Raw genomic sequence first — 25,809 nt, forward strand, 5'->3', positions numbered from 1 at the left:
ACGTCACCGGCCCACCGCCAGATAGACCCGCATCGGCACGGACAGCAGGCCCTCCGGGAAGTCCTTGCGCAGCTCCGCCCGCTGCCGTTCGACGAGCGCGTCAGCCGCCTGCGCCGACAACGCCGCCATGTACGAGTGCGAGCGCAGGCCTAGGAGGAAGTCCTCGATGCCGACCAGCCGCGTCCACGGGATCCACCGCTCCTCGATCACCTCGAAGGCCGAGGCGATGGGCGGCACCGACCACTGCTCGACCGCCGGCCCCCAGTAGGAGGGGACCTCCTCGGCCAGGCGCGCCTCATAGGCGGCCAGCCAGTCGGCCTGGGCGGCGTGGTGGAGATTCCAGCAGCCCACGATCGCGCCCCGCGGCCGCAGCACCCGCCTGGCCTCGGCGATCGAAACCACGGGGTCCAGCCAGTGCCACGACTGGCCGTACGCCACCAGGTCGGCCACCCCGTCCGCCAGCGGCAGCGCGTTGCCGTCGCCCTGCACCGCCGCGACCGCCGGCGTGCCGTTCTGTGACCTGGACATGAGCCTGGCCAGCATCTCCGCACCAGGGTCGACGGCGATGACATGCGAGCCGCGCGCCCTGAGCGCCCGCGTCAGAATGCCCGTGCCCGCCCCCACGTCCACCGTCGTGGCGCCATCGAGGTCGACGCCGGTCAGCTCGCTCACGGCTCGATACATCTCGTCGGGGTAGCTGGGCCGGCCCGCGTCGTAGGCGTCGGCGACGCGGTCGAACACCCGGCCAAGATCCCTCATCGGCCCGATGTTCATGTGGACGCCGCCAGGTGCAGCCGCGCGAAGGCCAGCCCCTCCGCCAGGTCGTCGATCCGCTCGGTGCGGCTGGCCGCCTTGCGCGTGTTGATCTCGAGGACGACCAGGCCGGAGTAGCCGGTGTTGGCCAGGCGCTCCAGCATCTGGGCGCACGGCTGGTTGCCCCTGCCCGGCACCAGGTGCTCGTCCTTGTTCGTCACCCCGATGCCGTCGGCCAGGTGCAGGTGGGCCAGCCGGTCGCCGAGCTTGGCTGCCATCTCCATGGCGTCCGAGCCTGACACCGCCGTGTGCGACAGGTCCAGGGTGACCTGGGGGAAGTCGTAGTCGATCGGGTTCCAGCCGGGCGAGTAAGGCACGACGTCGTTGCCCCTGGCACGCAGCGGGAACATGTTCTCGACCGCGAACGTGATGTCGGTCTCGTCGCGCATCCTGGCCAGCCCGGTCTCGAAGTCGCGCGCGTAGTCGCGCTGCCAGCGAAACGGCGGATGCACCACGACCGTGGAGGCGCCCAGGCGCTCGGCCGCCTTCTGCGCCTTGACCAGCTTGGCCCAGGGGTCGCGGCCCCAGACCCGCTGGGTCACCAGGAGGCAGGGGGCGTGGATGGCCAGCACGGGGACTTGATAGTGGTCGGAGAGCCGCTCGATCACGTCGATGTCCTGGCTCACCGGGTCGGCGCCGACCATGATCTCCACGCCGTCGTAGCCCAGGCGGGCGGCCAGCTCGAACGCGTCAGGAGTGCGTTCCGGATATACCGAGGCAGTGGACAATGCGATCTTCGCATTGGGCACGCGGATGACATCAGCCACGCTGCCAGCCTAAGCCGGAGAACCGGATATGGCGCACTAGCCCCCTGTGGTGAGCCGTCTCCAGCGATCCGACGCAGGTAGCCGTGCCTCTACTGTGGGCCGCGTTCAGCGGGCCACAGCAGGGTGCAAACGAAGTTTGCCCCTACCGTTGAGTCATGCCACGGATAGCCAAAGGCGCGATCCCGAGCCCGAACATCTGGAACGCACCCCAGGTCTACGAGTTGGAGAACCGCGCCGTCGACCCCGAGGGCGCGGCCGACGCGGCGATGCGCGCCCTGCGCCCCTGGGACGGCGCCACTGTGCTCGACATCGGCTGCGGCACCGGATACCACCTGCCGGTGCTGGCCGCGTCCGCCGCGCGCGTGATCGGCGTGGAGCCGCACGGCGATCTGGCCGTGCTCGCCCGCCGCCGCTGCGCGGGGCTGGCCACGGTGACCGTGCACGCCGCCGCGGCACAGGACCTGCCGTTGCCGGACGCCAGCGTCGACGTGGCGATGGCGCGGTGGGCGTACTTCTTCGGCCCCGGCTGCGAGCCGGGGCTGCGGGAACTGTCGAGGGTGGTACGCCGCGGCGGCGCGGCCTTCGTCATCGACCTGGACGCGACGCGGGGGTCGTTCGGGCGGTGGTTCTCGCATACCGTGCCGACGTACTCGGCACGCGAGGTCGAGGCGTTCTGGGACCGCCACGGGTGGCAGCGTCAGCCGCTCGACCTGCGCATGGCCTTCGAGCGGCGGGCGGACCTGGAAGCGGTGCTGCGCATCGAGTTCGCACCCGAGGTGGCCGAGCAGGCCATCGCCGAGACGCCCGGCCTGGAGCTCTCCTATCCGAACGTGTTGCGCTGGCGCTACTACTGAGCATCCCCCACGCTTGACCTTGACGTCAGTGTCAACGTTTACCTTTGGGGGTATGCGCATCGGAGAGCTGGCGGAACGTACCGGGGTGAGCACCCGCTCGCTCCGCTACTACGAACAGCACGGGCTGCTCAAAGCCCGGCGCGGATCCAACGGCTACCGGCAGTACACCGAGGACGACGTCAAGCTGGTCTCGGAGATCCGGGCGCTGCTCGCCGTCGGCTTCACCCTGGAGGACACCCGGCCGTTCGTGGACTGCCTGCGCAGCGGGCACAGCACGGGCGGCTCGTGCGCCGAGTCGGTCGAGGTCTACCAGCGCAAGTTGGCCGAGATCGACGAGGAGATCCGTCTCCTGCTCACCCGCCGCGCCGAGGTGGCCGCCCAGCTCGCCCAATCGTGCCCAGGTTGCTTTGTCAGGGGATGACACATGATCACATTGACCACGGCCAACTTCGAGGAGCAGGTGCTCAAGAGCGACCGGCCGGTGCTGGTGGACTTCTGGGCCGAGTGGTGCGGTCCCTGCCGGATGGTGGCGCCCGTGCTGGAGCAGATCGAGGCCGAGCGCGGCCTGACGATCGGCAAGCTCAACACCGACGAGAACCCGGAGATCATGGCCAAGTACGGCGTGATGGGCATCCCCACGCTGATCTTGTTCGAGAACGGCGAACCGGTCAAGCGCGTGGTCGGCGCCAAGCCCAAGCGCCTCCTGGAGGCCGACCTGGGCCTCGTCTAGTCAAGATTGTCGGCCCGGGCCGCTACCCTGCTCGGCATGGCCAAGTCAGCCCAGAAGCCCGGATACCGCTGCGCCGAGTGCGGTTGGCGCACCACCAAATGGGTGGGGCGGTGCGGTGAGTGCCAGGCATGGGGCACGGTCGACGAGGAAGGCGCCCGAGCCGGCGTCACCATCGTGCAGGGCGGCGCCACCACCTCGCCCGCCGTCCCGATCGGCCAGGTCAGGGCCGAGGTCGCGGCCGCGCGCACGACCGGTGTGAGCGAGCTCGACCGGGTGCTCGGCGGCGGCCTGGTGCCCGGCGCGGTCGTGCTGCTCGCGGGCGAGCCCGGCATCGGCAAGTCCACGCTCCTGCTGGAGGCGGCGGCGCGCATCGCCCAGCGCGAGACCGTGCTCTACGTGACGGGCGAGGAGTCGGCCGCCCAGGTGCGGTTGCGGGCCGACCGCATCGGCGCCATCGAGGCCAATCTCTACCTCGCCGCGGAGACCGAGCTGTCGGCCCTGGTGACGCACGTGGAGAAGGTCCAGCCCACGCTCCTCGTCGTCGACTCGGTGCAGACGGTCGGCTCCGCCCAGGCCACCGGCGTGGCCGGCGGGGTGACACAGGTGCGCGAGGTGGCCGCCAATCTCGTGCGCCTGGCCAAGGAGCGCAACATGGCCACGGTGCTCGTCGGCCACGTCACCAAAGAAGGCTCCATCGCCGGCCCCCGCACGCTCGAGCACCTGGTCGACGTGGTGCTCAACTTCGAGGGCGACCGCCACTCCAGGCTCCGGATGGTGCGCGCGATCAAAAACCGGTTCGGCCCCACCGACGAGGTCGGCTGCTTCGACCTGCACGAGCGCGGCATCGAAGGCATCACCGACCCGAGCGGCCTGTTCGTCTCCCGGCGCAGCGAGCCGGTGCCCGGCACGTGCGTCACGGTCACGGTCGAGGGCACCCGCCCGCTGCCCGCCGAGGTCCAGGCCCTGGTCGCCCGCACCGAGGCGCAGCAGCCCCGGCGCACGTCCTCCGGCCTCGACACCTACCGCGTGCAGATGATCCTGGCCGTCCTGGAGCGCCGGCTCAACGCCCGCCTCGGTGGTTGCGACGTGTTCACCGCCACCGTGGGCGGCATCAAGCTGGCCGACCCGGCCGTGGATCTGTCGGTCATGCTCGCGGTGGCCAGCGCCGCCGGTGACAAGCCGCTGCCGCCGGGATTGGTGGCCCTGGGCGAAGTGGGTCTGGCCGGGGAGCTTCGTCCGGTCAAGGACGTACGCCGGAGGTTGACCGAGGCCGCCAGGCTGGGTTTCAAACGCGCGCTCGTACCGGCCGGATCCCTGGAGGACGGCGCTCGCCGGCGCAACGGGCAACGTGCTCTGGTGCCGGTGGGACCTGTGGCTTTCGCGCCCGGGTTCGAGGTCGTCCAGGCGGAGAACGTTTGGGACGCACTCACACACGTCACATAAGCGCGGCTAAGCTGAGCCTGACCGATCGACACGGGGGTCAGGTGGATAGGAGTCTGGACGAACGCCGTCGGGAAGCCCTGGCCGCAGTGGCCCCGGGCACACCGTTGCGCGACGGCCTCGAGCGGATCCTGCGCGGGCAGACCGGCGGGCTGATCGTGCTCGGCTACAACCGGGACGTCGAGGCGGTCTGCAGCGGCGGTTTCGAGCTCGACGTCGAGTTCTCCGCCACCCGGCTGCGCGAGCTGGCCAAGATGGACGGCGCGATCGTGCTGAGCAACGACCACAAGATCGTACGCGCCGCCGTACACCTCGTGCCCGACCCCTCCATCCCCACCGACGAGTCCGGCACCCGCCACCGCACCGCCCAGCGCGTCGCCCGGCAGACCGGCCTGCCCATCATCGCGATCAGCAAGTCGATGCGGATCATCGCGCTCTACCTCGACGGCATCCGCTACGTCCTGGAGGAGTCCGCGGCCATCCTCTCCAAGGCCAACCAGGCCCTGGCCACCCTAGAGCGCTACAAGCACCGTCTCGACGAGGTCTCCGGCACCCTGTCGGCCCTGGAGATCGAGGACCTCGTCACCGTCAGGGACGTGGCCGCCGTGGTGCAGCGCCTCGAAATGGTCCGGCGCATCTCGGACGAGATCAAGGGCTATGTCGTGGAGCTCGGCACGGACGGCCGCCTGCTGTCCCTGCAGCTCGACGAGCTGGTGGCGGGCGTGGACTCCGAGCGTGAGCTGGTGATCCGCGACTACCTCCCCGCCCCCGCCACGCGGCGCCAGAAGCGCCTGGCGGACGCCATGCACGAGCTCGACGCGCTGTCGGGCAGCGAGCTCTTGGACCTCTCGGCCGTCGCCCACGTCCTCGGCCACAACGGCACGGAAAAGCTGGACAGCCCGGTCAGCCCCCGCGGCTTCCGCCTGCTCGCCAAGGTCCCCCGGCTGCCCGCCACGGTGGTGGACCGCCTGGTCAATCACTTCGGCAGCCTGCAGAAGCTGCTGGCGGCCAGCATCGACGACCTGCAGGTGGTGGGCGGCGTCGGCGAGTCCCGCGCCCGCAGCGTCCGCGAGGGCCTCTCCCGCCTGGCCGAGTCCTCCATCCTCGAACGGTACGTGTAACCGCCGGCCGGGATGATCTAGCGCAGGTGGAAGACGCCCTTGGTGCTGCGGAGCTTGCCCAGGCGGGCGGTGACCACATACGTCCCGGGCAAGGCGTAGGCGGGGGTGGAGCGGCAGTCGGTGCTGGAGCGGCGTCGGTCCCAGCTCAACGTATGAACGTAGGGAACCCCCCGCTGCAGTTCCTTGATGTCCGTCCCGTCACCGCTGACGCAGTCGGCGGTGGACCAGATGCGGTCCGCTCCCGAGGTGATGCGGATCTCCATGGCCCGCGGGCCCACGTCGGCCTTGCACATCACCGGGCCGGTGTTCACCAGCGTGACGATGAAGCTGGGCGGGATGCCCCCCGCGTAGACCTTGTCCTTGCCGCCCTGGAGGCTGAGCACGAGGTCCTCCTCGGCGCAAGGCTCGCCGGGACGTTTGGGCCGCGCGGAAGCGGTCGTCTTGGTGGGGCTGGGGGTGGCAGACGGGTTGGCCGTGCCCATCGCGAGGGTACGCAGGCCCGCAAGCAGAGGATCGGGGGCGGGTGTCGCACTCGGTGAGGATTGGGCGCTGGACGCGCGTTCCGGCCCGCTGCCCCCGCTGGAACAGGCCCATGCCACCACGGCCACCACGACGAGCACTGCCACCAGCACACTCATCCGACGCCGCCAGTAGACGTCACCGCCGTCCTCACGCATCGTGTCCGGATCCATACCGCACAGCATGGTGTTCGAGGGCCACTTGGAGTGACGACACGCCGAGACTATTCACGGAGCCATACCCTTGACCGCGTGGTCGATCCGAACATGTTGCACGGCCCTGTGCTGAGTTGGTACGAGGACAACGCGAGGGACCTTCCGTGGCGAGCCGCCGACGCGACACCGTGGGGCGTGCTCGTCAGCGAGATCATGCTCCAGCAGACCCCGGTCGTACGGGTGTTGCCGGTGTGGCACGACTGGATGGCCCGGTGGCCGACCCCCAAGGATCTGGCCGCCGAGCAGCCGGGCGAGGCCGTGCGTCACTGGGGCAGGCTCGGCTACCCGCGCCGGGCGCTGCGCCTGCACGCCTGCGCCAGGGCCATCACCGACGAGCACGGCGGCGAGGTGCCGGCCGACCACGCGACCCTGCTGTCGCTGCCCGGCATCGGGGAGTACACCGCCGCCGCGGTCGCCAGCTTCGCCTACGGCGGCCGGCACGCCGTCCTGGACACGAACGTCCGCCGGGTGTTCGCCAGGGCGGTACGCGCCGAGGAATACCCGCCCACGGCCACGTCGGCGGCCGAGCGGCGGCTGGCGGAGAGCCTCCTGCCCGAGCTGGGCGCGGCCCGCTGGGGCGTGGCGGTGATGGAGCTGGGCGCGCTGGTCTGCACGGCCAGGGCCCCGCGCTGCGCGGACTGCCCGATCGCGCAGGTGTGCGCGTGGCGCCTGGCCGGCAAGCCGCCGCACGCCGGTCCGGCGCGCAAGGGCCAGACGTACGCGGGCACCGATCGCCAGTGCCGGGGCAGGCTGCTGGCGGTGTTGCGCGCCGCCCACGGGCCGGTCCCCAAGGAGGCGCTGGACGTGGTGTGGGACGACGCCGTACAACGTGAGCGCGCCCTGGACGGCCTCATCGCGGACGGCCTGGCCGAGGCACTCGACGACGGCACCTACCGCCTCCCCCACGCCTGACCCACCACGTCCTCGCGTGCCGCCCGCGCTCCCGTCATCACCTCGGCGTCACCCAATCCAGGGTGGAACGCCGAAGTCCGCCCCATCGGGGGACATGGCCCTGGCGCCGGCCGATGCCGTGACGACGGCGGTGTATCCGTCGGCCGGGTCGGCCAGCACCCGCCGCACCGTCCGTGCCGGCATGACGACGGTGTCGCCGGCGGCCACGGAGTAGGTCTCGCCGCCCAGCTCGACGGTCGCCGCCCCGGCAATCCAGGTCCACACCTGCTCGACGTCGAAGTCGTGCACCGGCCCCTCGGCACCGGGCCGGGCGTCCACCCGCCAGAGCGCGCGTTCGGCGCCTCCCTGCGTCGGCGATGCGAATGTCGTCATGACCCCGCCCGGCGTTTCCGATCGCCGGGCGTCGGCGGCGCGGATGACAGTCATCTCGTGAACCTCCTAAAATAGGCAACCATGTTGTCCATCGATATAGTCAACCAGGTTGTCTATAATGTCAAGTGATACCCCGGGCTTCGAACTCCCGCTACGCCTGCTGCTGGCGTTCAGAGCGCTCATCGACGAGCTCCATGCCGAGCTGTCCAGACAGGGGCATCCGGACATACGCCCCATGCATGGATTTGTCATGCAGGCCATCGGCCCGCAGGGCACCACGGCCGTAGAGCTCGGCCGCACGCTCGGCGTCTCCAAGCAGGCGGCCGGCAAGACCATCGACGCCCTGGAGCGCATCGGTTACGTCGAACGCACCACCGACCCGGACGACACGCGGCGCAAGATCGTCCGCCTCACTCCGTACGGGCTGGACGCACTGGGCCGCTCGGCCCGCATCTTCGACACCCTGCGTGCCCGGTGGGCCGTGGAGCTGGGCGAAGACCGCCTGCGGGCGCTCGAGTCCGACCTGCGCAAGCTCACCCCGGCCAACCCGTGGCGCCTGGACATGCCGGGCTGGTTCGGCTCCCTGTGACGAGGTAAGAGCCCGGGGCCGGCTCAGGCGGCGAGCTGGAGACCGAGGCCGGTGAGGTTGGTGCGGGCCCAGGCCAGCTCCTCGGCCAGCATCGACACCAGCGCGCCCGGGCCCTTGGCCCGGCCGGGAACGATCAGGTTGTGCATCTCGACCTCGATGTGCGCACTCCCGCTCACCGCGCCCGACAACATCGCCGTCAACGTGTCGTGCAGCACCGCGCCGGTGTTCGTGGTCTCGCCGGCGTGATTGTGCACGTGTCCCAGCTTGACGACAGGCGCTCCCGCCTCCGCCAGTCCCTTCAGCGCCAACCCCGGCTCCTCGGCCCCGCAGGCGAGATTGCAGGCGTCCAGGCACACGCCCAGGTGTTCGGAGTCGATCCCGCACACCCGCTCGAGCGCCTGCTCCGTGGTCTCCAGCACGCACCCGGGCCACGGCTCGAACCCGACCCTGATCGTCTTGCCGGTGACGCTGTAGATGCCGCGCAGCTCGCGGGCGAGCCGCTCCAGGCGGCGGGTGGCGATCGCGTGCAGATCGGCAGGCCAGTCGCGGCGCCAGCCGATCGGAATCGTCGAGATGCTGCCGAACCGCACGTCGTCGGGCAGCAGGAACGCCAGGATCTTGGCCAGCGCCATGGTGTAGCGGTATCGCTCCGGCTTGGCCCAGTCGGGGCCGGGGACCTCCTGGTTGCGGCCACCGGTGCCGTTGAGGCTCACGACCTCGAGACCGCGCTCCTCCAAGGAGCGGCGCAGCCGTACGAGCTCGATGCGGTCGGCCGTGAGGTGGTCGGCGACGCTCGGCGAGAGCCAGAGCCCGATGCCCATCCGCTCGACACCCAGCCGCTTGCGCACGGGCACCGCGTAGCGGGTCAGGTGCGCGATCAGGTTCTCCAGATCCTCAGCAGGGTGGACACCCGCGTTGTAGGCGAGGTGTACGAGCGTTCCGTCGTCGTGACGCAGGCGCATCGGTTTCCTCCACGGCTTGCTTGTGTGTTCCCGTCGCCCGCCCCAGACGCGCGAACCTTGTCGAGCATGCCTGCTCCCGGGTGGCGCACGCGTCCGCCCTGAGTTGATTTGCGACTACTCCCTGGGGAGCAGCGCCCAACCTAGGAACACGATCTTGTGGCTCACTTGGATGAGACTTGGCGAAGCTCTACGCAGTGTAGTACTACTAGCGGTGGTGGTATAGCCGCTCATCCAACAATTAGGCAACGACCAAATTCCCCACCATTGCCACCTTTGCCCCAATTGGGGCATTTATGCCCATCCAGCACGCACCGCAGACGTCCCCAGAACAACGCGTAGGCCCGCATCCCCCAATCCGGTGGGGCGGGAGCCGCACTGTGGGTTCACAGGCACCTGGCGAAGACCGTGGGCCTGGCAACGCGAGAGCAGGCTGGATGCCGCAGGGCGCGAAGCCTCAGCACGGACCATCGCAGGCTACGCACAGAGCACTCCGCATCCCAGACAGCGCTCACCGTATCGCACCGAGCACAGCGCATCTCACTCCAGCGATCATCGCCCCGCTCTAGCACGGCGCATCTCACGCCAGCGATCAGCACACCACACCGAGTACGGCGCATCTCACCCCCACGCTCAGCACATCGCACCAGCGCTCGGAGCGCATCGCATTCCGCACAGACCACCGCATCGCGCACAGAGCACAGGGCGGCGTGGGGGGCCGGACGCAACGGGCGCAATCCCGGGGCGCAGGACATGCACGCGGCGGCGTGCAGGGCCGCCCGGCGCGTGATCGACAAAGCAACAGCGACGGGTGTTGTCGCCGACAACCCTCTTGCACGGGCCACCAGCGCGCTCCGCTCCCGTGTGCTCGGCGACCGACCCATTCGCCTGGCGCGCTCGGCACCTGATCGGCACGACGACGGCGACGAGCGTCGTCGCCGAGAACCCTCCTGCACGGGCCACCCGCGCCCTGCGCGGGTGCTCGGCGGCCGCCCACCCGCCTGGCGCGCTCTGCGCGGGCGCAGGAACCCCTGTCTGGATTCAGGCCCCAGCATGCCCCCGGACCCGCGAAAGCCCCCGTGTGAGAACCACACGGGGGCTTCGTCGCGCAGAAACGGACGGGCCGTCAGTGCTGGATCGGGGCCGCGATGGCAGCCGCCGAGTCCGGGACCTTCGAGATCGACTCGCCCTTGAAGACGAACTTGGCGTTGTCGCCCTCACCCTCGATCGTCACCTTCACGACCTGCCCCGGACGGAGCTCGCCGTAAAGGATCTTCTCCGACAGGGAGTCCTCCAGCTCGCGCTGGATCGTACGCCGCAGCGGACGGGCGCCCATGACCGGGTCGTAACCACGGTCGGCCAGCAGCTGCTTGGCCTCGGGCGAGACGTCGAGCCCCATGTCGCGGTCCTTGAGCCGGGCGTCCACCTGGGCGAGCATCAGATCCACGATCTTGATGATCTCGGCCGGCGTCAGCTGGTGGAAGACCACGATGTCGTCGACACGGTTGAGGAACTCGGGCCGGAAGTGCTGCTTGAGCTCCTCCTGCACCTTCGACTTCATCCGCTCGTAGTTGGACTCGGTGTCGTTGGACTTCGCGAACCCGACCCCGATGCCCTTGGAGATGTCCCGGGTGCCGAGGTTGGTGGTCATGATGATGACCGTGTTCTTGAAGTCGACCACCCGACCCTGGGCGTCGGTCAGGCGACCGTCCTCCAGGATCTGCAGCAGCGAGTTGAAGATGTCGGGGTGGGCCTTCTCGATCTCGTCGAACAGGACCACGGAGAACGGCTTGCGCCGCACCTTCTCCGTGAGCTGGCCGCCCTCCTCGTAGCCGACGTAGCCGGGAGGCGAGCCGAACAGCCTGGAGACGGTGTGCTTCTCCATGAACTCCGACATGTCCAGGCTGATCAGAGCGTCCTCGTCACCGAAGAGGAACTCCGCCAGAGCCTTGGACAGCTCGGTCTTACCGACACCGGAGGGACCCGCGAAGATGAACGAGCCACCGGGACGGCGCGGGTCCTTCAGACCGGCGCGGGTGCGCCGGATGGACCGCGACAGGCCCTTGATGGCGTCGTCCTGGCCGATGATCCGCTTGTGGAGCTCGTCCTCCATGCGGAGCAGGCGCTGCGACTCCTCCTCGGTCAGCTTGAAGACCGGGATGCCGGTGGCCGTCGCCAGGACCTCGGCGATGAGCTCCTGGGTAACCTCGGCCACGACGTCCATGTCGCCGGCCTTCCACTCCTTCTCCCGGCGCTCGCGCTTGAGCTGCAGCTGCTTCTCCTGGTCACGGAGGGCAGCGGCCTTCTCGAAGTCCTGCGCGTCGATCGCGGACTCCTTGTCGCGGCGCACGTTGGCGATCTTCTCGTCGTATTCGCGCAGGTCCGGTGGAGCGGTCATCCTGCGGATGCGCATCCGGGACCCGGCCTCGTCGATGAGGTCGATCGCCTTGTCGGGCAGGTAGCGGTCGCTGATGTAGCGGTCGGCCAGCTGCGCGGCAGCGACCAGCGCGTCGTCGGTGATGGACACGCGGTGGTGCGCCTCGTAGCGGTCGCGCAGACCCTTCAGGATCTCGATCGTGTGGCTGAGCGAGGGCTCGGCCACCTGGATCGGCTGGAAGCGCCGCTCCAGCGCCGCGTCCTTCTCCAAGTACTTGCGGTACTCGTCGAGCGTGGTCGCGCCGATCGTCTGCAGCTCGCCGCGGGCCAGCATCGGCTTGAGGATGCTGGCGGCGTCGATCGCGCCCTCGGCGGCGCCCGCACCCACGAGCGTGTGCAGCTCGTCGATGAACAGGATGATGTCGCCGCGCGTGCGGATCTCCTTGAGCACCTTCTTCAGGCGCTCTTCGAAGTCGCCGCGGTAGCGGGAGCCGGCGACCAGAGCGCCGAGGTCAAGCGTGTAGAGCTGCTTGTCCTTCAGCGTCTCGGGCACCTCGCCCCTGACGATCTTCTGCGACAGGCCCTCGACGACGGCGGTCTTGCCGACGCCGGGCTCGCCGATGAGAACGGGGTTGTTCTTGGTCCTCCGGGAGAGGACCTGCATGACCCGCTCGATCTCCTTCTCGCGGCCGATGACCGGATCCAGCTTGCCCTCGCGGGCGGCCTGGGTCAGGTTGCGGCCGAACTGGTCGAGCACCAGGGAAGTGGACGGCGCAGACTCCTGCGGGCCGCCGGCCGCGGCCGGCTCCTTGCCCTGGTAACCGTGGAGCAACTGGATGACCTGCTGCCTGACACGGTTGAGATCAGCTCCAAGCTTGACCAGCACCTGGGCGGCCACACCTTCACCCTCGCGGATGAGCCCGAGCAGGATGTGCTCGGTGCCGATGTAGTTGTGACCCAGCTGCAAAGCCTCACGGAGCGACAGCTCGAGGACCTTCTTGGCCCGCGGGGTGAAAGGAATGTGCCCCGACGGAGCCGACTGGCCCTGGCCGATGATCTCCTCGACCTGCTGGCGCACACCCTCAAGGCTGATGCCCAGGCTCTCCAGAGCCTTGGCGGCAACGCCCTCACCTTCGTGGATCAAACCAAGAAGAATGTGCTCAGTGCCGATGTAGTTGTGGTTGAGCATCCTGGCCTCTTCCTGGGCCAAGACGACAACACGCCTCGCTCGGTCGGTGAACCTCTCGAACATCTCGTCGCTCCTCACAGAGCGGTCAGTCAGGCCGGTAAATCCGGTCCCGTCCTCCCGCATGCTAGCCCTGGCTCGGCGAACCGTGCCCACTCGCCGCTGACACGCTCTATATCAGAGACGTTCCCCGAGAGCAGGGCGTTCACCCTCCATCCAACTACTGTTCGGGGGTGACGTGTTCCCGATACGCCGCAAGCGAACGATGTTTAGGCCACTTCTCGTGGGCGGCACTAAATTGCCGCCCGCGGCGTACGCAGATCAACACGGATCGGCCACCGGACGCTTCGAGCGCACCGACGCAAGGCCGATCGCACGCCCGCCGCATCTCTGATGCCGCGCCCGTATCTGTTACGCAATCATCCTATGTCCCCATGCAATGGTTGGCCAAGTGCGCGCACTACGCCCCCAGCATGGCAGGCACCTACCGACTCTCATCGAATTCTCATCCGGTCAGCCGGGTTACCGACCTCATCAGGCACTGGCGTCCAAGTGGTCACGGATTCCGCCCTGGGTGCACATGGGGAGCTCGGCATTGTGCGGCACATGCCCGGGGAGCGGGTTTTGCTCTGCGCGCCACCATCGTGAGCCGAGATCTCGGATTAGAGCCGGTCTCAAGTTTTACTCGGCGCTTGGGAGGGCTCCCATACCTCATTCAACGTACGTTGCGGTGCGGAGATCCTCGCATTGCCCGGCACGCCGCCGGCATCGCCGCTCTCCTGGAACGGGCCACTTCGGGGAATCACCATTCGGGGACGCGAAGCCGACACCTTCACATATGCGAGCTCCCGCCGGTGAAACGGTTGCCGGACATCGACCGCACCACACGGCCAAAACGCCCGCATATGGGGAGTTAGAGATCATGCTCTGGATGTTCCAGCATTCGGAACACCCTGGAGACGATCATGCGCTTATGGCGGTCGCCGGGGTCCAAGGCGAACGGCATAAGCGCATGGTCGTGGGTCGGCTCTGTCGTCAGTGAGCCGCCTCGTACTTCTCGACGACGGTGGAGGCGATACGGCCTCGTTCGCTGACCGGGAGCCCGTGGGCCTTGGCCCACTGACGGATCTCGGAGCTCTTCTCCCTGCTCATCGCACGGCTACCGCCCCGCCCACGACGACGCGTGGAGGCGGCACCTGCCCGGCGCGCGTTCTGCACGAAAGGCGTGAGCGCGTCCCTCAGCTTCTTGGCGTTAAGGTCGCTGAGGTCAATCTCATAGGAGGAGCCGTCAATAGCGAAGCTGACCGTCTCATTGGCCTCGCCCCCATCGAGGTCATCGATGAGAATCTCCTGGATCTGCTTGGCCATCTACGCAATCCTTTCGCGGGCATTGTTTCATTCGCCGTGCCAAACATATACCCGGAAAGGCGCTGAGACAATTCAGCGCTGCAGGGATTCGGCTGACTAGCCGATCAGTTCTGCTTCTCGGCCGGATCCTGGCCGTTACGGTGGCGCCTGGGCCCCTCGGCGCGGAGCAACTTCACTACGCCAAAGATGAAGGCTCCGCCGACCACGACCGGAGGGATGAGCGCTGACAATACGTCTGTAAGGGCTTCCATTCGTCCTCGCCTCCACGGCTAGCGGGGTTTCGGGGGCGCTATATGAGCGCGTGCGCGGCCCGGAGGAGCGCGACAGGCCTCATGAGCGCAAGGCGACAACCGCCCGCACCCGACCATAGCTGCACACAGATGCGCTGCGTGCGCCAGGGGCGCCAACATCCGGCAACCCGGACGACCCATAGCCTAATGCCAGTCTCTCCAGGCTCCTTACCGGATCAAGCGAAATTTTTGCGAAAAGGCATCAGCGCAGGTACGGAAGGCTCAGCGAAGATCTTTTACGACGCGCGTTCCGGCCAGCCTGTCATGCGGTCCCCGCTCCAGCGGCTTGTCGATCAGGATGAGCAGGCCGACGCCGAACAGCAGCATTCCAGCCAGCAGATTGACCACTGGAATGCCCATGAGCATGAGCGGCCCCGGATAGACCAGGGTCCGTTTGAGCGCGGCAGACGGCGGAAGCTTCGCCGGGGCCAGACGAATCCGCATGATCGCCTTGCCGAACGTGCGGCCGTACCGGGAATGAGCGCGCCAGTCGTAGGCCGCATAAGCCAGTCCCGCCGCGAACCACGCGCACACGCCGGGCAGTCGGCCGCCGAAGACGTCCAAGACCCCGACAGTTCGAAAGATGGCCCAGAGCGCGATGAACAGAATGTAATAGAAGACCCCGAAGACGAGCGCTTCAATGAGGCGGGCGGCGAGCCGTTCCCACCATTCCGCCGGCCGTGCGTCCGCTCTCGGCGGCGTCCCGGCCATAACCTCCACCTCGCGTCGGGACTACGGGTCTCTCTCATTTTGGTACGGCCCCGCGGGCAAAACATAGGGGCCGGCGGGAAGCCGGCCCCTATGTTTACGCGAGGGAGGACTACTTGATCTTGACCACCACGGTACGCCCGAACTTGTCGGCGAACGTCTGCTGCAGTGGCTTGTCCCACAGCATGGAGGCGCCGTTCAGGGCGCACACGAGGGGGGCGAGCAGAACTCCGAGGGGCAGCCAGTAGAGGATGTAGCCGCCCCACGTCCCGAGCGCGCGCTTGAGCGCCGCGTCGTTGGGGATGCCGCCAGGCGGCACGGGGCCTCCGACCTGGACGACCTTGATGCCCATGATCATCTTGCCGATCGTCTGACCCTTCGTCTTGTGCATGAAGAAGTCGTAGCCGACGTAAACGGCAGTCAGGGCGAGCGCTATCAGGATGCCGAGGACGAACGAACCGACCAAGCCTGAGGTCACTCCGGTGGTCGAGTCATAGCTCGCAGCGAAGATGAGCGTGAAGACGATCGAAATCACGACCATCACGATGCCGAAGAGCACACCGTCGATGAGCCTGGCCACCAACCGCTGCCACCACTCCGCCAGCGGAGCGGGCGCGCCCGGCGGCTGCACGCCGACCGGCTGCCCGTAAGGCTGGCCGTACCCAGGCTGACCGTAGGCGGCCTGCTGCGGCTGCCCGTAGGCCTGACCGTACTGCTGCTGGTCGCCATACTGCTGCTGGCCGTATTGCGGCTGCTGGGCGTAGCCGGGCTGGGACTGCGGCTGCTGACCATAGCCCTGCTGCCCGTAACCCTGCTGCTGGCCGTAGCCAGGCTGGGACTGGGGCTGCTGACCGTAACCCTGCTGGCCATAGTCCGGCTGGGACTGCGGTTGCTGGCCATAGCTCTGCTGCTGGCCATAGCTCTGCTGCTGGCCGTAACCCTGCTGACCGTAGTCCGGCTGCGCCTGCGGCTGCTGACCGTATCCCTGCTGCTGGGCCCCATACTGCCCGGACGACGGCTGCTGACCGTAGCCCGGCTGGGACGGCGGCTGCTGACCATAGCCAGGCTGGGACTGCGGCTGCTGCCCGTAAGCCTGCTGCTGACCGTAGTCCGGCTGGGACTGCGGCTGCTGCCCGTAAGCCTGCTGCTGACCGTAGTCCGGCTGGGACTGCGGCTGCTGCCCGTAAGCCTGCTGCTGACCGTAGTCCGGCTGAGACTGCGCCTGCTGCCCGTAACCGTGCTGCTGACCGTAGTCCGGCTGAGACTGCGCCTGCTGCCCGTAAGCCTGCTGCTGACCGTAGTCCGGCTGAGACTGCGCCTGCTGCCCGTACTGCGGCTGCTGACCGTATTGCTGTTGCTGGCCGTAGCCCTGCTGGTCGTATTGCTGTTGCTGACCATAGCCTTGCTGCTGGCCGTATTGGGGTTGCTGGCCGTAGCCCTGCTGCTGGCCATAGCCCTGCTGGCCATACTGGGGCTGCTGCCCATAGGCGTCGTCCGCCCGGTAGCCGACCACAGTGACGTCGGGATCCGGTTCGCCGGGGTGGCGACCCGCGTTCTGCTGCCCGTACTGAGGCACAGAGTTCTCGCCGGATTCGTCCTGTGGATACGGCGGCTGTCCGGTGCTCACCGTGTCACCTCGCTTCGAGTGCGCATGTGGCACGTGTCAGGACACATGCCTGTGCTGCCCAACGTATCGACATAGGTATCAACAATCACCTTTCCAGCTAGTCAAGGTCTGCGTCATCCGATGTCAGATGGAGCAGCATGCGGGTGTTGCCCAGGGTGTTCGGCTTCACGTGTTCCAGGTCGAGGAACTCCGCGACACCCTCGTCGTACGAGGCCAGCAGTTCGGCGTAGACCTCAGGTGAGACCGGCGTGCCCTGGATCGGCTGGAAGCCGTGCCTGGCGAAGAAGTCCACCTCAAAGGTCAGGCAGAATACACGCCGCAGACCCAGATCGTTTGCCTGCCGTATGAGTGCCGAGACGATCCGGTGGCCGATGCCCATGCCGCGGCACTCCGGATCGACGGCCACCGTGCGGATCTCCGCGAGATCCTCCCACAGGACATGGAGCGCGCCACAGCCGACGACCCGCCCGCTCAGCTCGGCCACCCAGAACTCCTGTACGTCCTCGTACAGGGTCACCGTGGTCTTCTCCAGGATCCGGGGGCCGGCGCCCGCGTAGATGTCGACCAGGCGCCTGATCGAGCGCACGTCGGGCGTGCGGGCACGCCGGACCACCACCGCGGTCTCCGGCGTCGTCAGTTCGGCCACCTGCTCCATGGCTCTCCAGAGTACAGATGTCATTACGGCTCGGCCCTAACTCCGACGTCCGGCCCCATCCGGTGACCACCCGTCAGCCACATGCGCACCAGCCCGGCGTCTTCCGGCGTTCGGCGGAAGTAATGACAAAGAGGACATAAAGTCTCTTCTGTACGGTTGATCACGAGATCACCTTGTGACCCCTCAGTTGTGAAACCTCTACAGATCGAGCAGTTCTGGTTGAGCACGAACCCGGAGTGCATTAGTGTCCAGCGACAACGTTCCCCGCGTGTCGCACGCGGGCGATACGCCCAATTCCCGCATGGGGAGCCGGGGACCCGCCGGTGGCAAGCTCCGCACGCCACCACTGGGGTGAATCCGAGTTCTTCGGTAGGGCTGCTCCGGCCCGAACCCGTCAGCTAACCCGGTAGGCGTCAACGAGAGGAGCTGGTTGGTGAAGCGCACGCACGGCCGTGGGGGGAAGTCGGCGGGCAGGCATGCCCGCCCTCCGGAACGGGCCCGGCTCTCGCGCCTACTCGGTGTGGTGAGTCTCACAGTGGCCGCGCTTCTGTTCGCCATCCCCGCCGGTTCTGCGTCCGCGGACCCGGAGCCCTCGCTCAAGGAGCTTTCCGACCAGGTCGAGAAGCTGCATGTCGAGATCGAGACGCTGACGGAGCAGTACAACGGCCAGCGGGAGAAGTACAAGATCGCCAAGAAGGCCGCCGACGCCGCCCAGAAGACGCTGGCCGACAGCGAGGCCGGTCTCGCCGCCAAGCGGGCCAAGGCCGCCCTGCTCGCCCAGAACGCCTACATCACCGGCGGTCTGAGCCGGGCGCTCGCGTTCACCTCGTCCACCGACCCGAAAAAGTTCCTCGACCAGGCGGCGACGACGTACGCGCTGGAGCAGCAGCAGGGTGAGCAGGTCAACCAGCTCGCCAAGGCCATGGACGCCGCCAACCGCGCCAGGGCCGGCGCCAAGACCCGCATGGAGGAGCTGCAGAAGATCGTCGCGGATCTCGACGGCAAGCGGGACAAGATCACCAAGCTTGTGGCCAAGACAGAGAGCAGCCTGTTCAGGCGGGCCATGGGCGAGGCCGGCCGGCCCGGCACCCGCGCGGTGCGCATCAACCTGCCGATCCCCGGCAACGGCAAGGCGGCCCAGGCCGCCAGGTGGGCGCTGACCCAGCAGCTCAAGCCGTACGTCTGGGGCGCCGAGGGCCCCAGCTCCTACGACTGCTCAGGCCTGGTGATGGCGGCCTTCCAGCGGGTGGGCATCTCGCTGCCGCACTACACCGGCGACCAGTGGACCGCCGGACGGCACATCGACAGGTCCGAGCTGCGCGCGGGCGACCTCGTGTTCTTCTACAGCGACCTGCACCACGTCGGCATCTACCTGGGTGGGGGCATGATGGTGCACGCCCCGCGGACCGGTGATGTCGTGCGCGTCGCGTCCATCGCGAACCGGCCGTACGCGGGCGCGGTGCGCATCGCCGACTAGGCGCCGGCGTCAGATCAGCTGGCGCCGCGCCGCCCAGGCCACGGCCTCGATCCCCGTGGCCACCCCGATGCGGTCGCAGATCCCCCGTAACCGCCTGCGTACGGTCCGTCCGCTGATCTCCAGACGTCTGCCCACGCGATCGACCGTGACCCCCTTGGCCAGCTCCGCCAGCAACGCCAGATCAGCATGGCTCAGCGCGACGCCTTCAGTGAGCACATCCATCGGGAGCCCTCCCCCCCAACAGCAGAACTCGGACCTCACAACGGGCCAAAGCCGCTCGTCTCGCAGACGGTAAACGCATCCAGGAAAGGTCGTCAAGCGCAAGAATCTTCGCACTTGACGGGCACTATTGACATGATCCGTTATATGTGACGTACTCGCGATATGGCGGCCACACCGTCGTCACAATGAGCGATCTCGTTGAACGGTTCCGTGGGTCCCACCCGGGGGCCGATGGGCCCGGCCGAGGTCTTGGGTTTTGACCCCAACGACCTGACTCTCTGCGTGAGCCATACGCCCGCTATCGCGAGATGAGCGCGTGCGGCGCGATCTTCCGCGCCCGTGCCGGGCTGGCCGTCGCCACCACCCGCGAGCTGTGCGGAGCGATGCCCCGCGACCCCCGCCGCGGCCGGGGCTCCGGCCCGCAGACGGAAAAGATCCAGGTCAGCCGGTTGCATCGCCCCTCTCGGCGGACCCGCCCGACCGCTCCATGGTCAGCAAGACATCCACACCGCACATGGTCGAACGGCTCCGCTCCCGCATCGAGGCGATCATCGCTGAGCCGATCGGCGCGTTGCCGGAGGAGGCGGAACTGGTTTCCGGCTTCGCCTGCCCGACTGCCCGTCATGGTCATCACCGAGACGCTGGGGGTGCCTCCAGAGAACCGCGAGCGGTTCCGCGGCTGGAACGAGATCTTGGCTCGCGCCTTGACCGGATGCTTACAGACGAGCTCGTGTCGGACACCGGCCGGGCAGAAGAGAGTTTCACGACTCCTTCCGCGACCTCATCGCGGCAGGCAGGCCGGCACGGCTCGGTGAGGACTTCGTGAGCGCTCTGGCGTGCGTCGAGGGCTCACCGAGACCGAGGTGCCGGGCACGGGACGAGCGTGGGCGGCACGCCGGGGCCAGAGGGCGCCCGGCCGCGCCCTCGTCTCAGCGGGTGGGCTTGACCAGCGGGAACAGGATCGTCTCGCGGATGTTCTTGCCGGTGAAGGCCATGATCATCCGGTCGATGCCGGCGCCCATGCCACCCGTCGGCGGCATCGCGTATTCCAGCGCCTGCAGGAAGTCCTCGTCGAGCTGCATGGCCTCCGGGTCGCCGCCGGCCGCGAGCAGGGACTGCTCCATCAGACGGTGGCGCTGGTCGATCGGGTCGTTGAGCTCCGAGTAGGCCGTGCCCAGCTCGGTGCCGAAGCCGATCAGGTCCCACTTCTCCGTCAGCAGCGGGTTGTCCCGGTGCAGGCGGGCGAGCGGCGAGGTCTCCAGCGGGTAGTCCATGACGAACGTGGGCTGGATGAGCGTGTGCTCGACCAGGGCCTCGAAGAGCTCCTGCACGAGCTTGCCCGAGCCCCACTTCGGGTCCCAGTGGATCTCGCGCCGGTCGGCGATCTTGCGGAGCTCCTCCAGCGTGGTGGAGGTCGTGATCTCCTCGCCCACGGCCTCCGACACCGCGCCGTAGAGCGTGATGCGCGGCCACTCGGCGAGGCCGAGGTCCACCTCGACGCCGTCGTGCACGACCACGGACGTGTCCAGCGCGGCCACGACGGCCTTCTGGTACATCCGCTGCGTCAGGTCCGCCATGTCGTTGTAGTCGAGGTAGGTGCCGTAGGCCTCGACCATGGTGAACTCGGGATTGTGCGTGGAGTCCGCGCCCTCGTTGCGGAAGTTGCGGTTGACCTCGAAAACCTTCTCGATGCCGCCGACCACGAGCCGCTTCAGATAGAGCTCGATCGCGATGCGGAGGTAGAGCTCCATGTCGTAGGCGTTGATGTGGGTCTTGAACGGCCGGGCTGTCGCGCCGCCGTGGATGGGCTGCAACATCGGCGTCTCGACCTCGAGGTAGCCCTCCTCGTGCCAGAAGTCGCGCACCGCGCGCACGGTGGCGCTGCGGATGCGGGCCATCTTCCTGGCCTCGTCGTTGACGATGAGGTCGACGTAGCGCTGGCGGACGCGGGCCTCCGGGTCGGTGAGACCGACGTGCTTCTCCGGAAGCGGACGCAGGCACTTGGCGGTGATCTGCCAGCTTTCCGCGAGGATGGACAGCTCGCCCCGGCGCGAGGTGATGACCTCGCCGATCACGCCGACGTGGTCGCCCAGGTCGACGTCGCGCTTCCAGCGTGCGAGCGACTCCTCGCCGACCTTGTCGAGCGAGATCATGACCTGCAGGTCGGCCTCGCCGTCCCTGAGCGTGGCGAAGCAGAGCTTGCCGCCCACGCGGCTGAGCATGACGCGGCCCGCGACCGCGACCGTGTCACCGGTGGCGGCGTCGGGCTCCAGGGCCTGGTATTTCTCCCTGACCTCGGCGTTGGTCGCCGTACGGGGGAAATTCACCGGGTAAGGGTCGACGCCTTCGCTGCGAAGGCGGTCGAGCTTCTCCCTCCGGATCCGCATCTGCTCGGGAAGTTCGTCGCTCACAACAACAAAGCGTAGGGGATATGGCGAACTGCAAGGACTCGTCGGCCCCCTGCAGGGAGTACGCAGGAACGCTGCAAGAGCCTCCACTTATTAATTACTCACGAGCTCAGGGGGGAGCCGGCAGGGAGCCGGCCCAGGGGAGCTCAAGGAGAGAAGATGTTGAAGAAGATCGCGACCGGCGCCCTCGCCGTCGCCGCCACCACGGCACTCGCCCTGTCGCTCCCGACCGCCGCGTCGGCCACGTCGCCCGACTACGACGACTACTCCCACTCCTGGGGCGCGGTCTACGCCAAGCACGGCCTGGCCAAGGCCCACGGCAAGGTCAGCGTCAACTGGGACCACGACGGGGAGTCGAACGAGGTCCACGTCTGGGGCAAGCTCTACGACCTGGACAACCGGACCTACGACGAGGGTGGCAAGTGCGCGTTCGTGAAGTTCGAGGCCAGCGACTTCGACCACGACTGGTCCCCGGTCTACTACAAGAAGTACTGCGGCTTCCCCGGCTACAAGCCGTTCCACTTCCAGGAGCACGACGTCTACGCCGTGCGGGCGAAGGTGTGCCAGATCGGCGTGCACAGCAACTACCCCAAGAAGTGCGGCCCCTGGCAGTACATCTACACCGCCGAGAGCGAGTAATCCTCTCCTGGTCATATACGCAAGCGGCCCTCTTACCCGAGCGGAGGGCCGCTTGTCCTATGTGGCGTTCCTGTTGTAGATCAGGCGCAGGCCGATGAGGGTCAGCCACGGCTCGTGCACGTCGATCGAGCGCGACTCGCCGACCACGAGCGCGGCGTGCCCGCCGGTGGCCACCACGGTCACCTCGTCGGGGTCGTCGGCCAGCTCGGCCGCCATGCGCTCGACGATGCCGTCCACCTGTCCGGCGAAGCCGTAGATGATGCCGGCCTGCAGGGCCTCCACCGTGTTCTTGGCGATCACGGAGCGCGGCCTGACGAGCTCCACCTTGTGCAGTTGCGCACCGGCCGCGGCCAGCGCGTCCACCGAGATCTCGATGCCGGGAGCGGTGACCGCGCCGACGTATTCGCCCTTGGCCGACACCGCGTCGAACGAGGTGGCGGTGCCGAAGTCGACGATGATGCACGGGCCGCCGTACTGGTCGATGGCCGCCAGCGCGTTGACGATGCGGTCGCTGCCGACCTCCTTGGGGTTGTCCATCCGTACGGGCACCCCGGTGCGGATGCCCGGCTCCACGATCACCGCGTTGACGTCGCCGTAGTAACGGCGGCACATCTCACGCATTTCGTTGAGCACGCTCGGCACCGTGGAGCAGATGGCGATGCCGTCGATGTCGGCGCCCTTGAGCAGCGGTGACTGTGCCAGCAGCCCTTGGAGCACGACCGCGATCTCGTCGGCGGTGCGGCGGGCGTCGGTGGCCAGCCGCCAATGCTCGATGACGTCCTCGCCCTCGAACAACCCCAACACCGTGTGCGTGTTGCCGACGTCGATCGTGAGCAGCATCAATTACCCCCGCAGATCAAGTGCGATGTCCAGGGCCGGCGCCGAGTGCGTCAGCGCTCCCACCGCCAGGTAGTCAACGCCAGTTTCGGCCACCGGGCGGGCCGATTCCAAGGTCAATCCCCCGCTGGCTTCGAGCGCAATCCTGTTTCCCGCCCGATTTTTCACGACTTGTACGGCACGGGCGGTGTCTTCGATCGTGAAGTTGTCGAGCAGGATCTCCTCGGCGCCCTCGTCCAGCACGGCCTCCAGCTGATCCAGCCGGTCGATCTCCACCTCGATGGGCAGATCCGGGTACCGCTCCCTGACCGCCCTGAACGCCTCGGCCACGCCGCCCGCCGCCACCACGTGGTTGTCCTTGATCAGGGCGGCGTCCGACAACGACATCCGGTGGTTGACGCCGCCGCCGCAGCGCACCGCGTACTTCTCCAGTGCCCGCAGCCCCGGCAACGTCTTGCGGCTGTCGCGTACCCGCGCCCCCGTGCCGCTGATCGCCTCGACCCACCTGCCGGTCAGCGTGGCCACCCCGGACAGGTGCGTGAGCAGGTTGAGCGCGGTGCGCTCGGCCGTCAGCAGGGCCCGGGTCGGGCCCTCGACGGTCATCAGCACGTCACCCGCCCGGACCCGCTCACCGTCTTTGGCCCGCCGCTCGGTACGCGCCGCGCCCAGCCGTACGAACACCGCCTCCGCCACGGCCAGCCCCGCCACGACGCCGTCCTTGCGCGCCACCACGTCGGCCGTCGACCGCTGCGCGGCCGGGATGGTGGCCAGGCTCGTCACGTCGCCTGCCTCCTGCAGGTCCTCCTCGAGCGCCCGCTCGATCAGCGCGTCCACCTCGGCCGGGTCCAGCCCGGCGACGCTGAGCTCCTCCTTCAGGCGCGCGGGAATCCCATGGGGCGTGTACGTCATGCGGGGGCCTTCCTCGGTCAGGGTCACGTCCAGGTGCCCCAGCCATTCGTCGTCGTCACGGGTGTCGTGGTCCTCGCGCCAGTGTGAGCCACGCGTCTCCAGCCTGGCCGCCGCCGCGCCGGTGAGCATCGTGGCGACGGTCAGCAGGTTCGTGACCTCCCACGACTCGGTGCAGGCCGGCACCTCGACGGGGGTCCAGCGGGCGTCACGCAGCGCCCTGGCCGTCGCCAGCAGCGACTCGCGGCTGCGCAGCACGCTCGCCCCGGCGCTCATGTGGGCCTGGATCCGCGACCTGATGCGGGGGTCGGCCAGCCCGGGCGCGGCCTGGTTCGCGACCGGCTCGCCGGGCGCCGGGCGTGCCTGGTGGATGTCCTCGGCGATGCGCTCGGCGAAGACGAGCCCTTCCAGCAGCGAGTTGGAGGCCAACCGGTTCGCGCCGTGCACGCCGGTGCAGGCGACCTCGCCGCACGCGTACAGGCCCTTGATGGAGGTACGCCCGCGCAGGTCCGTACGCACGCCACCGCTGGCGTAATGGGCGGCGGGGGCCACCGGGATGGGCTCGGTGGCCGGGTCGATGCCGTGCTCGCGGCAGACGGCGTAAATCGTCGGGAACCGGGTCTCCCACTTCTCCCGGCCGAAGTGACGGCCGTCCAGGTAGACGTGCTCGCGGCCGGTCGCGCGCATCGTCCGCATGATCGCCTTGGCCACGACGTCGCGCGGCGCCAGGTCGGCCAGCTCGTGCACGTTCTCCATGAACCGGTTGCCGTCGTGGTCGATCAGCACCGCGCCCTCGCCCCTGACCGCCTCGGAGATCAGCGGCTGCTGGCCCGTCGATCCTTCCCCGAGCCAGAGGACGGTCGGGTGGAACTGGACGAACTCGATGTCCCGCACCACGGCCCCGGCGCGCAGCGCGAGCGCGACCCCGTCGCCGGTGGAGACCATGGGGTTGGTGGTGGCGGCGTACACCTGGCCCATGCCGCCGGTGGCCAGCACGATCGCCCTGGCCAGCACAGCGCCGACGCCGTCACGCGCACCCTCGCCCATGACGTGCAGCGTCACGCCCCTGGCCTGGCCCTGGGCGTCCTTGAGCAGGTCGAGCACCAGTGCGTGCTCGATCACCTCGATCGAGGCGGCCTGCACCGCCTCGATCAGCGCGCGCTGTACCTCGGCGCCGGTGGCGTCGCCGCCGGCGTGCACGATCCTGCGCCGCCGGTGACCGCCTTCCCTGGTGAGCTGGAGTCTCCCGTCGGGGGTGCGGTCGAAGTTGGCGCCGCGTTCCATCAGCCGCCGCAGCGCGGCGGGGCCCTCGGTCACCAGCGTCCGCACCGCCTTCACGTCGCACAGGCCGACCCCGGCGAGGAGCGTGTCGTTCAGGTGCTCCTCGGGCGTGTCGCGCGGGTCGAGCACGGCCGCGATGCCGCCCTGGGCCCAGCGGGTGGAGCCTGACGACAACACGTCCTTGGTGACGACCATGACCTTGGCGGTGGGGTCCAGCTCGGCATAGTGCAGGGCCGCGGTCAGGCCCGCGATGCCGGAGCCCACCACGACGACGTCGGCCTCGGCGCTCCAGCCGGGCGCGGGAGCGGTCAGCCGCAGGGGAATCGCCGGTGCGCTCATTCGGGGTCTCCTCACTCAGAGACGATTTCGTCACTATGACGATAACGCCTGGCATGGCGTGAAGATGCCCCGGGGTGCTCACCCGCTTTCGACCGGTCCGGTGTCCTCCGGCTTTCCGGTGCCCCGATTTTCCTGCTGAACCTCTCGTACTCGGCGAACGGCTCCAGCCCCACCGCCGCGCGGCGCTCGTGCGAGACCA

At 68.4% G+C, this 25,809-nt stretch carries 23 protein-coding genes and 1 riboswitch; of the genes, 9 read left to right on the top strand and 14 right to left on the bottom strand.

What is annotated here, in order from left to right:
* Positions 1-3: 3 nt before the first annotated feature.
* Both EDD27_RS41620 and EDD27_RS41625 read right to left on the bottom strand, forming a co-directional pair.
* Complete coding sequence (locus tag EDD27_RS41620) at positions 4-759, bottom strand: class I SAM-dependent methyltransferase (protein ID WP_127937298.1); 756 nt, start codon at positions 757-759, stop codon at positions 4-6.
* Between the two features lie 11 nt (positions 760-770).
* A complete protein-coding gene (locus tag EDD27_RS41625; RefSeq protein ID WP_127937300.1) occupies positions 771-1,580 on the bottom strand; it encodes a sugar phosphate isomerase/epimerase family protein in 810 nt (269 codons plus the stop codon).
* A gap of 155 nt (positions 1,581-1,735) precedes the next feature.
* Here EDD27_RS41625 and EDD27_RS41630 point away from each other — a divergent pair, with 155 nt between their 5' ends.
* From EDD27_RS41630 to disA, 5 genes are read left to right on the top strand one after another with little or no spacing between them, the layout of a single operon-like run.
* Positions 1,736-2,434, top strand: coding sequence for a class I SAM-dependent methyltransferase (locus EDD27_RS41630; RefSeq protein ID WP_127937302.1), 699 nt, complete (start codon positions 1,736-1,738; stop codon positions 2,432-2,434).
* Between the two features lie 52 nt (positions 2,435-2,486).
* Positions 2,487-2,855, top strand: a complete 369-nt coding sequence (locus EDD27_RS41635) for a MerR family transcriptional regulator (protein WP_127937304.1) — start codon at positions 2,487-2,489, stop codon at positions 2,853-2,855.
* 3 nt (positions 2,856-2,858) lie between these two features.
* A complete protein-coding gene (trxA, locus tag EDD27_RS41640; RefSeq protein ID WP_127937306.1) occupies positions 2,859-3,164 on the top strand; it encodes a thioredoxin in 306 nt (101 codons plus the stop codon).
* Between the two features lie 36 nt (positions 3,165-3,200).
* A complete protein-coding gene (radA, locus tag EDD27_RS41645) occupies positions 3,201-4,607 on the top strand; it encodes a DNA repair protein RadA (protein ID WP_127937308.1) in 1,407 nt (468 codons plus the stop codon).
* A gap of 41 nt (positions 4,608-4,648) precedes the next feature.
* Positions 4,649-5,725 carry a DNA integrity scanning diadenylate cyclase DisA gene (disA, locus tag EDD27_RS41650; protein ID WP_127937310.1) on the top strand — a complete coding sequence of 359 codons (1,077 nt, stop codon included), beginning with the start codon at positions 4,649-4,651 and terminating at the stop codon, positions 5,723-5,725.
* Between the two features lie 17 nt (positions 5,726-5,742).
* Here the strand turns inward: disA and EDD27_RS41655 are convergent, their stop codons facing one another.
* Positions 5,743-6,417 (bottom strand): hypothetical protein, encoded by a 675-nt coding sequence (locus EDD27_RS41655; protein WP_241564534.1) that lies wholly within the window; start codon positions 6,415-6,417, stop codon positions 5,743-5,745.
* 93 nt (positions 6,418-6,510) lie between these two features.
* On the opposite strand from EDD27_RS41655, the gene EDD27_RS41660 reads away from it, so the two are divergent.
* On the top strand, positions 6,511-7,371 hold the full coding sequence (locus EDD27_RS41660) for an HhH-GPD family protein (RefSeq protein WP_127941310.1): 861 nt from the start codon (positions 6,511-6,513) through the stop codon (positions 7,369-7,371).
* A 48-nt stretch (positions 7,372-7,419) separates the two neighbouring features.
* On the opposite strand, the gene EDD27_RS41665 is transcribed toward EDD27_RS41660, so the two are convergent.
* Positions 7,420-7,797, bottom strand: coding sequence for a cupin domain-containing protein (locus EDD27_RS41665; protein ID WP_127937314.1), 378 nt, complete (start codon positions 7,795-7,797; stop codon positions 7,420-7,422).
* 64 nt (positions 7,798-7,861) lie between these two features.
* Between EDD27_RS41665 and EDD27_RS41670 the strand changes: the two genes are divergently transcribed.
* On the top strand, positions 7,862-8,332 hold the full coding sequence (locus EDD27_RS41670) for a MarR family winged helix-turn-helix transcriptional regulator (RefSeq protein ID WP_206641882.1): 471 nt from the start codon (positions 7,862-7,864) through the stop codon (positions 8,330-8,332).
* Positions 8,333-8,355: 23 nt separating this feature from the next.
* Here the strand turns inward: EDD27_RS41670 and EDD27_RS41675 are convergent, their stop codons facing one another.
* From EDD27_RS41675 to EDD27_RS41710, 6 genes are all read right to left on the bottom strand, one after another.
* On the bottom strand, positions 8,356-9,294 hold the full coding sequence (locus EDD27_RS41675; protein ID WP_127937316.1) for a sugar phosphate isomerase/epimerase family protein: 939 nt from the start codon (positions 9,292-9,294) through the stop codon (positions 8,356-8,358).
* A gap of 1,123 nt (positions 9,295-10,417) precedes the next feature.
* Positions 10,418-12,919: an ATP-dependent Clp protease ATP-binding subunit gene (locus EDD27_RS41680; RefSeq protein ID WP_127937318.1), complete on the bottom strand. Its 2,502-nt coding sequence runs from the start codon at positions 12,917-12,919 to the stop codon at positions 10,418-10,420.
* A 969-nt stretch (positions 12,920-13,888) separates the two neighbouring features.
* Entirely contained in the window at positions 13,889-14,221 is a 333-nt protein-coding gene (locus EDD27_RS41685; protein ID WP_127937320.1) for a histone-like nucleoid-structuring protein Lsr2, read from the bottom strand.
* A gap of 512 nt (positions 14,222-14,733) precedes the next feature.
* On the bottom strand, positions 14,734-15,222 hold the full coding sequence (locus tag EDD27_RS41690) for an RDD family protein (protein WP_127937322.1): 489 nt from the start codon (positions 15,220-15,222) through the stop codon (positions 14,734-14,736).
* Between the two features lie 109 nt (positions 15,223-15,331).
* Entirely contained in the window at positions 15,332-16,846 is a 1,515-nt protein-coding gene (locus tag EDD27_RS55995; protein ID WP_206641883.1) for an RDD family protein, read from the bottom strand.
* Positions 16,847-16,943: 97 nt separating this feature from the next.
* On the bottom strand, positions 16,944-17,501 hold the full coding sequence (locus EDD27_RS41710) for an amino-acid N-acetyltransferase (protein ID WP_127937324.1): 558 nt from the start codon (positions 17,499-17,501) through the stop codon (positions 16,944-16,946).
* Positions 17,502-17,778: 277 nt separating this feature from the next.
* Positions 17,779-17,929, top strand: a riboswitch (cyclic di-AMP (ydaO/yuaA leader).
* Between the two features lie 95 nt (positions 17,930-18,024).
* On the opposite strand from EDD27_RS41710, the gene EDD27_RS57290 reads away from it, so the two are divergent.
* Complete coding sequence (locus tag EDD27_RS57290; RefSeq protein WP_277750789.1) at positions 18,025-18,978, top strand: C40 family peptidase; 954 nt, start codon at positions 18,025-18,027, stop codon at positions 18,976-18,978.
* 9 nt (positions 18,979-18,987) lie between these two features.
* On the opposite strand, the gene EDD27_RS41720 is transcribed toward EDD27_RS57290, so the two are convergent.
* Positions 18,988-19,200, bottom strand: a complete 213-nt coding sequence (locus EDD27_RS41720) for a helix-turn-helix domain-containing protein (RefSeq protein ID WP_127937328.1) — start codon at positions 19,198-19,200, stop codon at positions 18,988-18,990.
* 929 nt (positions 19,201-20,129) lie between these two features.
* A complete protein-coding gene (gene lysX / locus EDD27_RS41725) occupies positions 20,130-21,611 on the bottom strand; it encodes a bifunctional lysylphosphatidylglycerol synthetase/lysine--tRNA ligase LysX (RefSeq protein WP_127937330.1) in 1,482 nt (493 codons plus the stop codon).
* 156 nt (positions 21,612-21,767) lie between these two features.
* Between lysX and EDD27_RS41730 the strand changes: the two genes are divergently transcribed.
* The gene (locus EDD27_RS41730; protein WP_127937332.1) at positions 21,768-22,247 is read left to right on the top strand and encodes a hypothetical protein; all 480 of its coding nucleotides are present in this window, start codon (positions 21,768-21,770) and stop codon (positions 22,245-22,247) included.
* Positions 22,248-22,304: 57 nt separating this feature from the next.
* Here the strand turns inward: EDD27_RS41730 and EDD27_RS41735 are convergent, their stop codons facing one another.
* Entirely contained in the window at positions 22,305-23,087 is a 783-nt protein-coding gene (locus EDD27_RS41735; RefSeq protein WP_127937334.1) for a type III pantothenate kinase, read from the bottom strand.
* Positions 23,088-23,090: 3 nt separating this feature from the next.
* The gene (locus tag EDD27_RS41740) at positions 23,091-25,610 is read right to left on the bottom strand and encodes an L-aspartate oxidase (RefSeq protein ID WP_127937336.1); all 2,520 of its coding nucleotides are present in this window, start codon (positions 25,608-25,610) and stop codon (positions 23,091-23,093) included.
* Positions 25,611-25,809: the final 199 nt, after the last annotated feature.

Source organism: Nonomuraea polychroma, from assembly GCF_004011505.1.
In the GTDB taxonomy this organism is placed as follows: domain Bacteria; phylum Actinomycetota; class Actinomycetes; order Streptosporangiales; family Streptosporangiaceae; genus Nonomuraea; species Nonomuraea polychroma.

What these genes read in the sequence shown, in the direction of transcription:
- EDD27_RS41620 (WP_127937298.1), bottom strand. Translation starts at nt 759, where the DNA reads ATGAGGGATCTTGGCCGGGTGTTCGACCGCGTCGCCGACGCCTACGAC.
- EDD27_RS41630 (WP_127937302.1), top strand. Translation starts at nt 1,736, where the DNA reads ATGCCACGGATAGCCAAAGGCGCGATCCCGAGCCCGAACATCTGGAAC.
- EDD27_RS41635 (WP_127937304.1), top strand. Translation starts at nt 2,487, where the DNA reads ATGCGCATCGGAGAGCTGGCGGAACGTACCGGGGTGAGCACCCGCTCG.
- trxA (WP_127937306.1), top strand. Translation starts at nt 2,859, where the DNA reads ATGATCACATTGACCACGGCCAACTTCGAGGAGCAGGTGCTCAAGAGC.
- radA (WP_127937308.1), top strand. Translation starts at nt 3,201, where the DNA reads ATGGCCAAGTCAGCCCAGAAGCCCGGATACCGCTGCGCCGAGTGCGGT.
- EDD27_RS41655 (WP_241564534.1), bottom strand. Translation starts at nt 6,417, where the DNA reads ATGGATCCGGACACGATGCGTGAGGACGGCGGTGACGTCTACTGGCGG.
- EDD27_RS41660 (WP_127941310.1), top strand. Translation starts at nt 6,511, where the DNA reads ATGTTGCACGGCCCTGTGCTGAGTTGGTACGAGGACAACGCGAGGGAC.
- EDD27_RS41665 (WP_127937314.1), bottom strand. Translation starts at nt 7,797, where the DNA reads ATGACTGTCATCCGCGCCGCCGACGCCCGGCGATCGGAAACGCCGGGC.
- EDD27_RS41670 (WP_206641882.1), top strand. Translation starts at nt 7,862, where the DNA reads ATGTCAAGTGATACCCCGGGCTTCGAACTCCCGCTACGCCTGCTGCTG.
- EDD27_RS41675 (WP_127937316.1), bottom strand. Translation starts at nt 9,294, where the DNA reads ATGCGCCTGCGTCACGACGACGGAACGCTCGTACACCTCGCCTACAAC.
- EDD27_RS41680 (WP_127937318.1), bottom strand. Translation starts at nt 12,919, where the DNA reads ATGTTCGAGAGGTTCACCGACCGAGCGAGGCGTGTTGTCGTCTTGGCC.
- EDD27_RS41685 (WP_127937320.1), bottom strand. Translation starts at nt 14,221, where the DNA reads ATGGCCAAGCAGATCCAGGAGATTCTCATCGATGACCTCGATGGGGGC.
- EDD27_RS41690 (WP_127937322.1), bottom strand. Translation starts at nt 15,222, where the DNA reads ATGGCCGGGACGCCGCCGAGAGCGGACGCACGGCCGGCGGAATGGTGG.
- EDD27_RS41710 (WP_127937324.1), bottom strand. Translation starts at nt 17,501, where the DNA reads ATGGAGCAGGTGGCCGAACTGACGACGCCGGAGACCGCGGTGGTGGTC.
- EDD27_RS41720 (WP_127937328.1), bottom strand. Translation starts at nt 19,200, where the DNA reads ATGGATGTGCTCACTGAAGGCGTCGCGCTGAGCCATGCTGATCTGGCG.
- EDD27_RS41730 (WP_127937332.1), top strand. Translation starts at nt 21,768, where the DNA reads ATGTTGAAGAAGATCGCGACCGGCGCCCTCGCCGTCGCCGCCACCACG.
- EDD27_RS41735 (WP_127937334.1), bottom strand. Translation starts at nt 23,087, where the DNA reads ATGCTGCTCACGATCGACGTCGGCAACACGCACACGGTGTTGGGGTTG.
- EDD27_RS41740 (WP_127937336.1), bottom strand. Translation starts at nt 25,610, where the DNA reads ATGAGCGCACCGGCGATTCCCCTGCGGCTGACCGCTCCCGCGCCCGGC.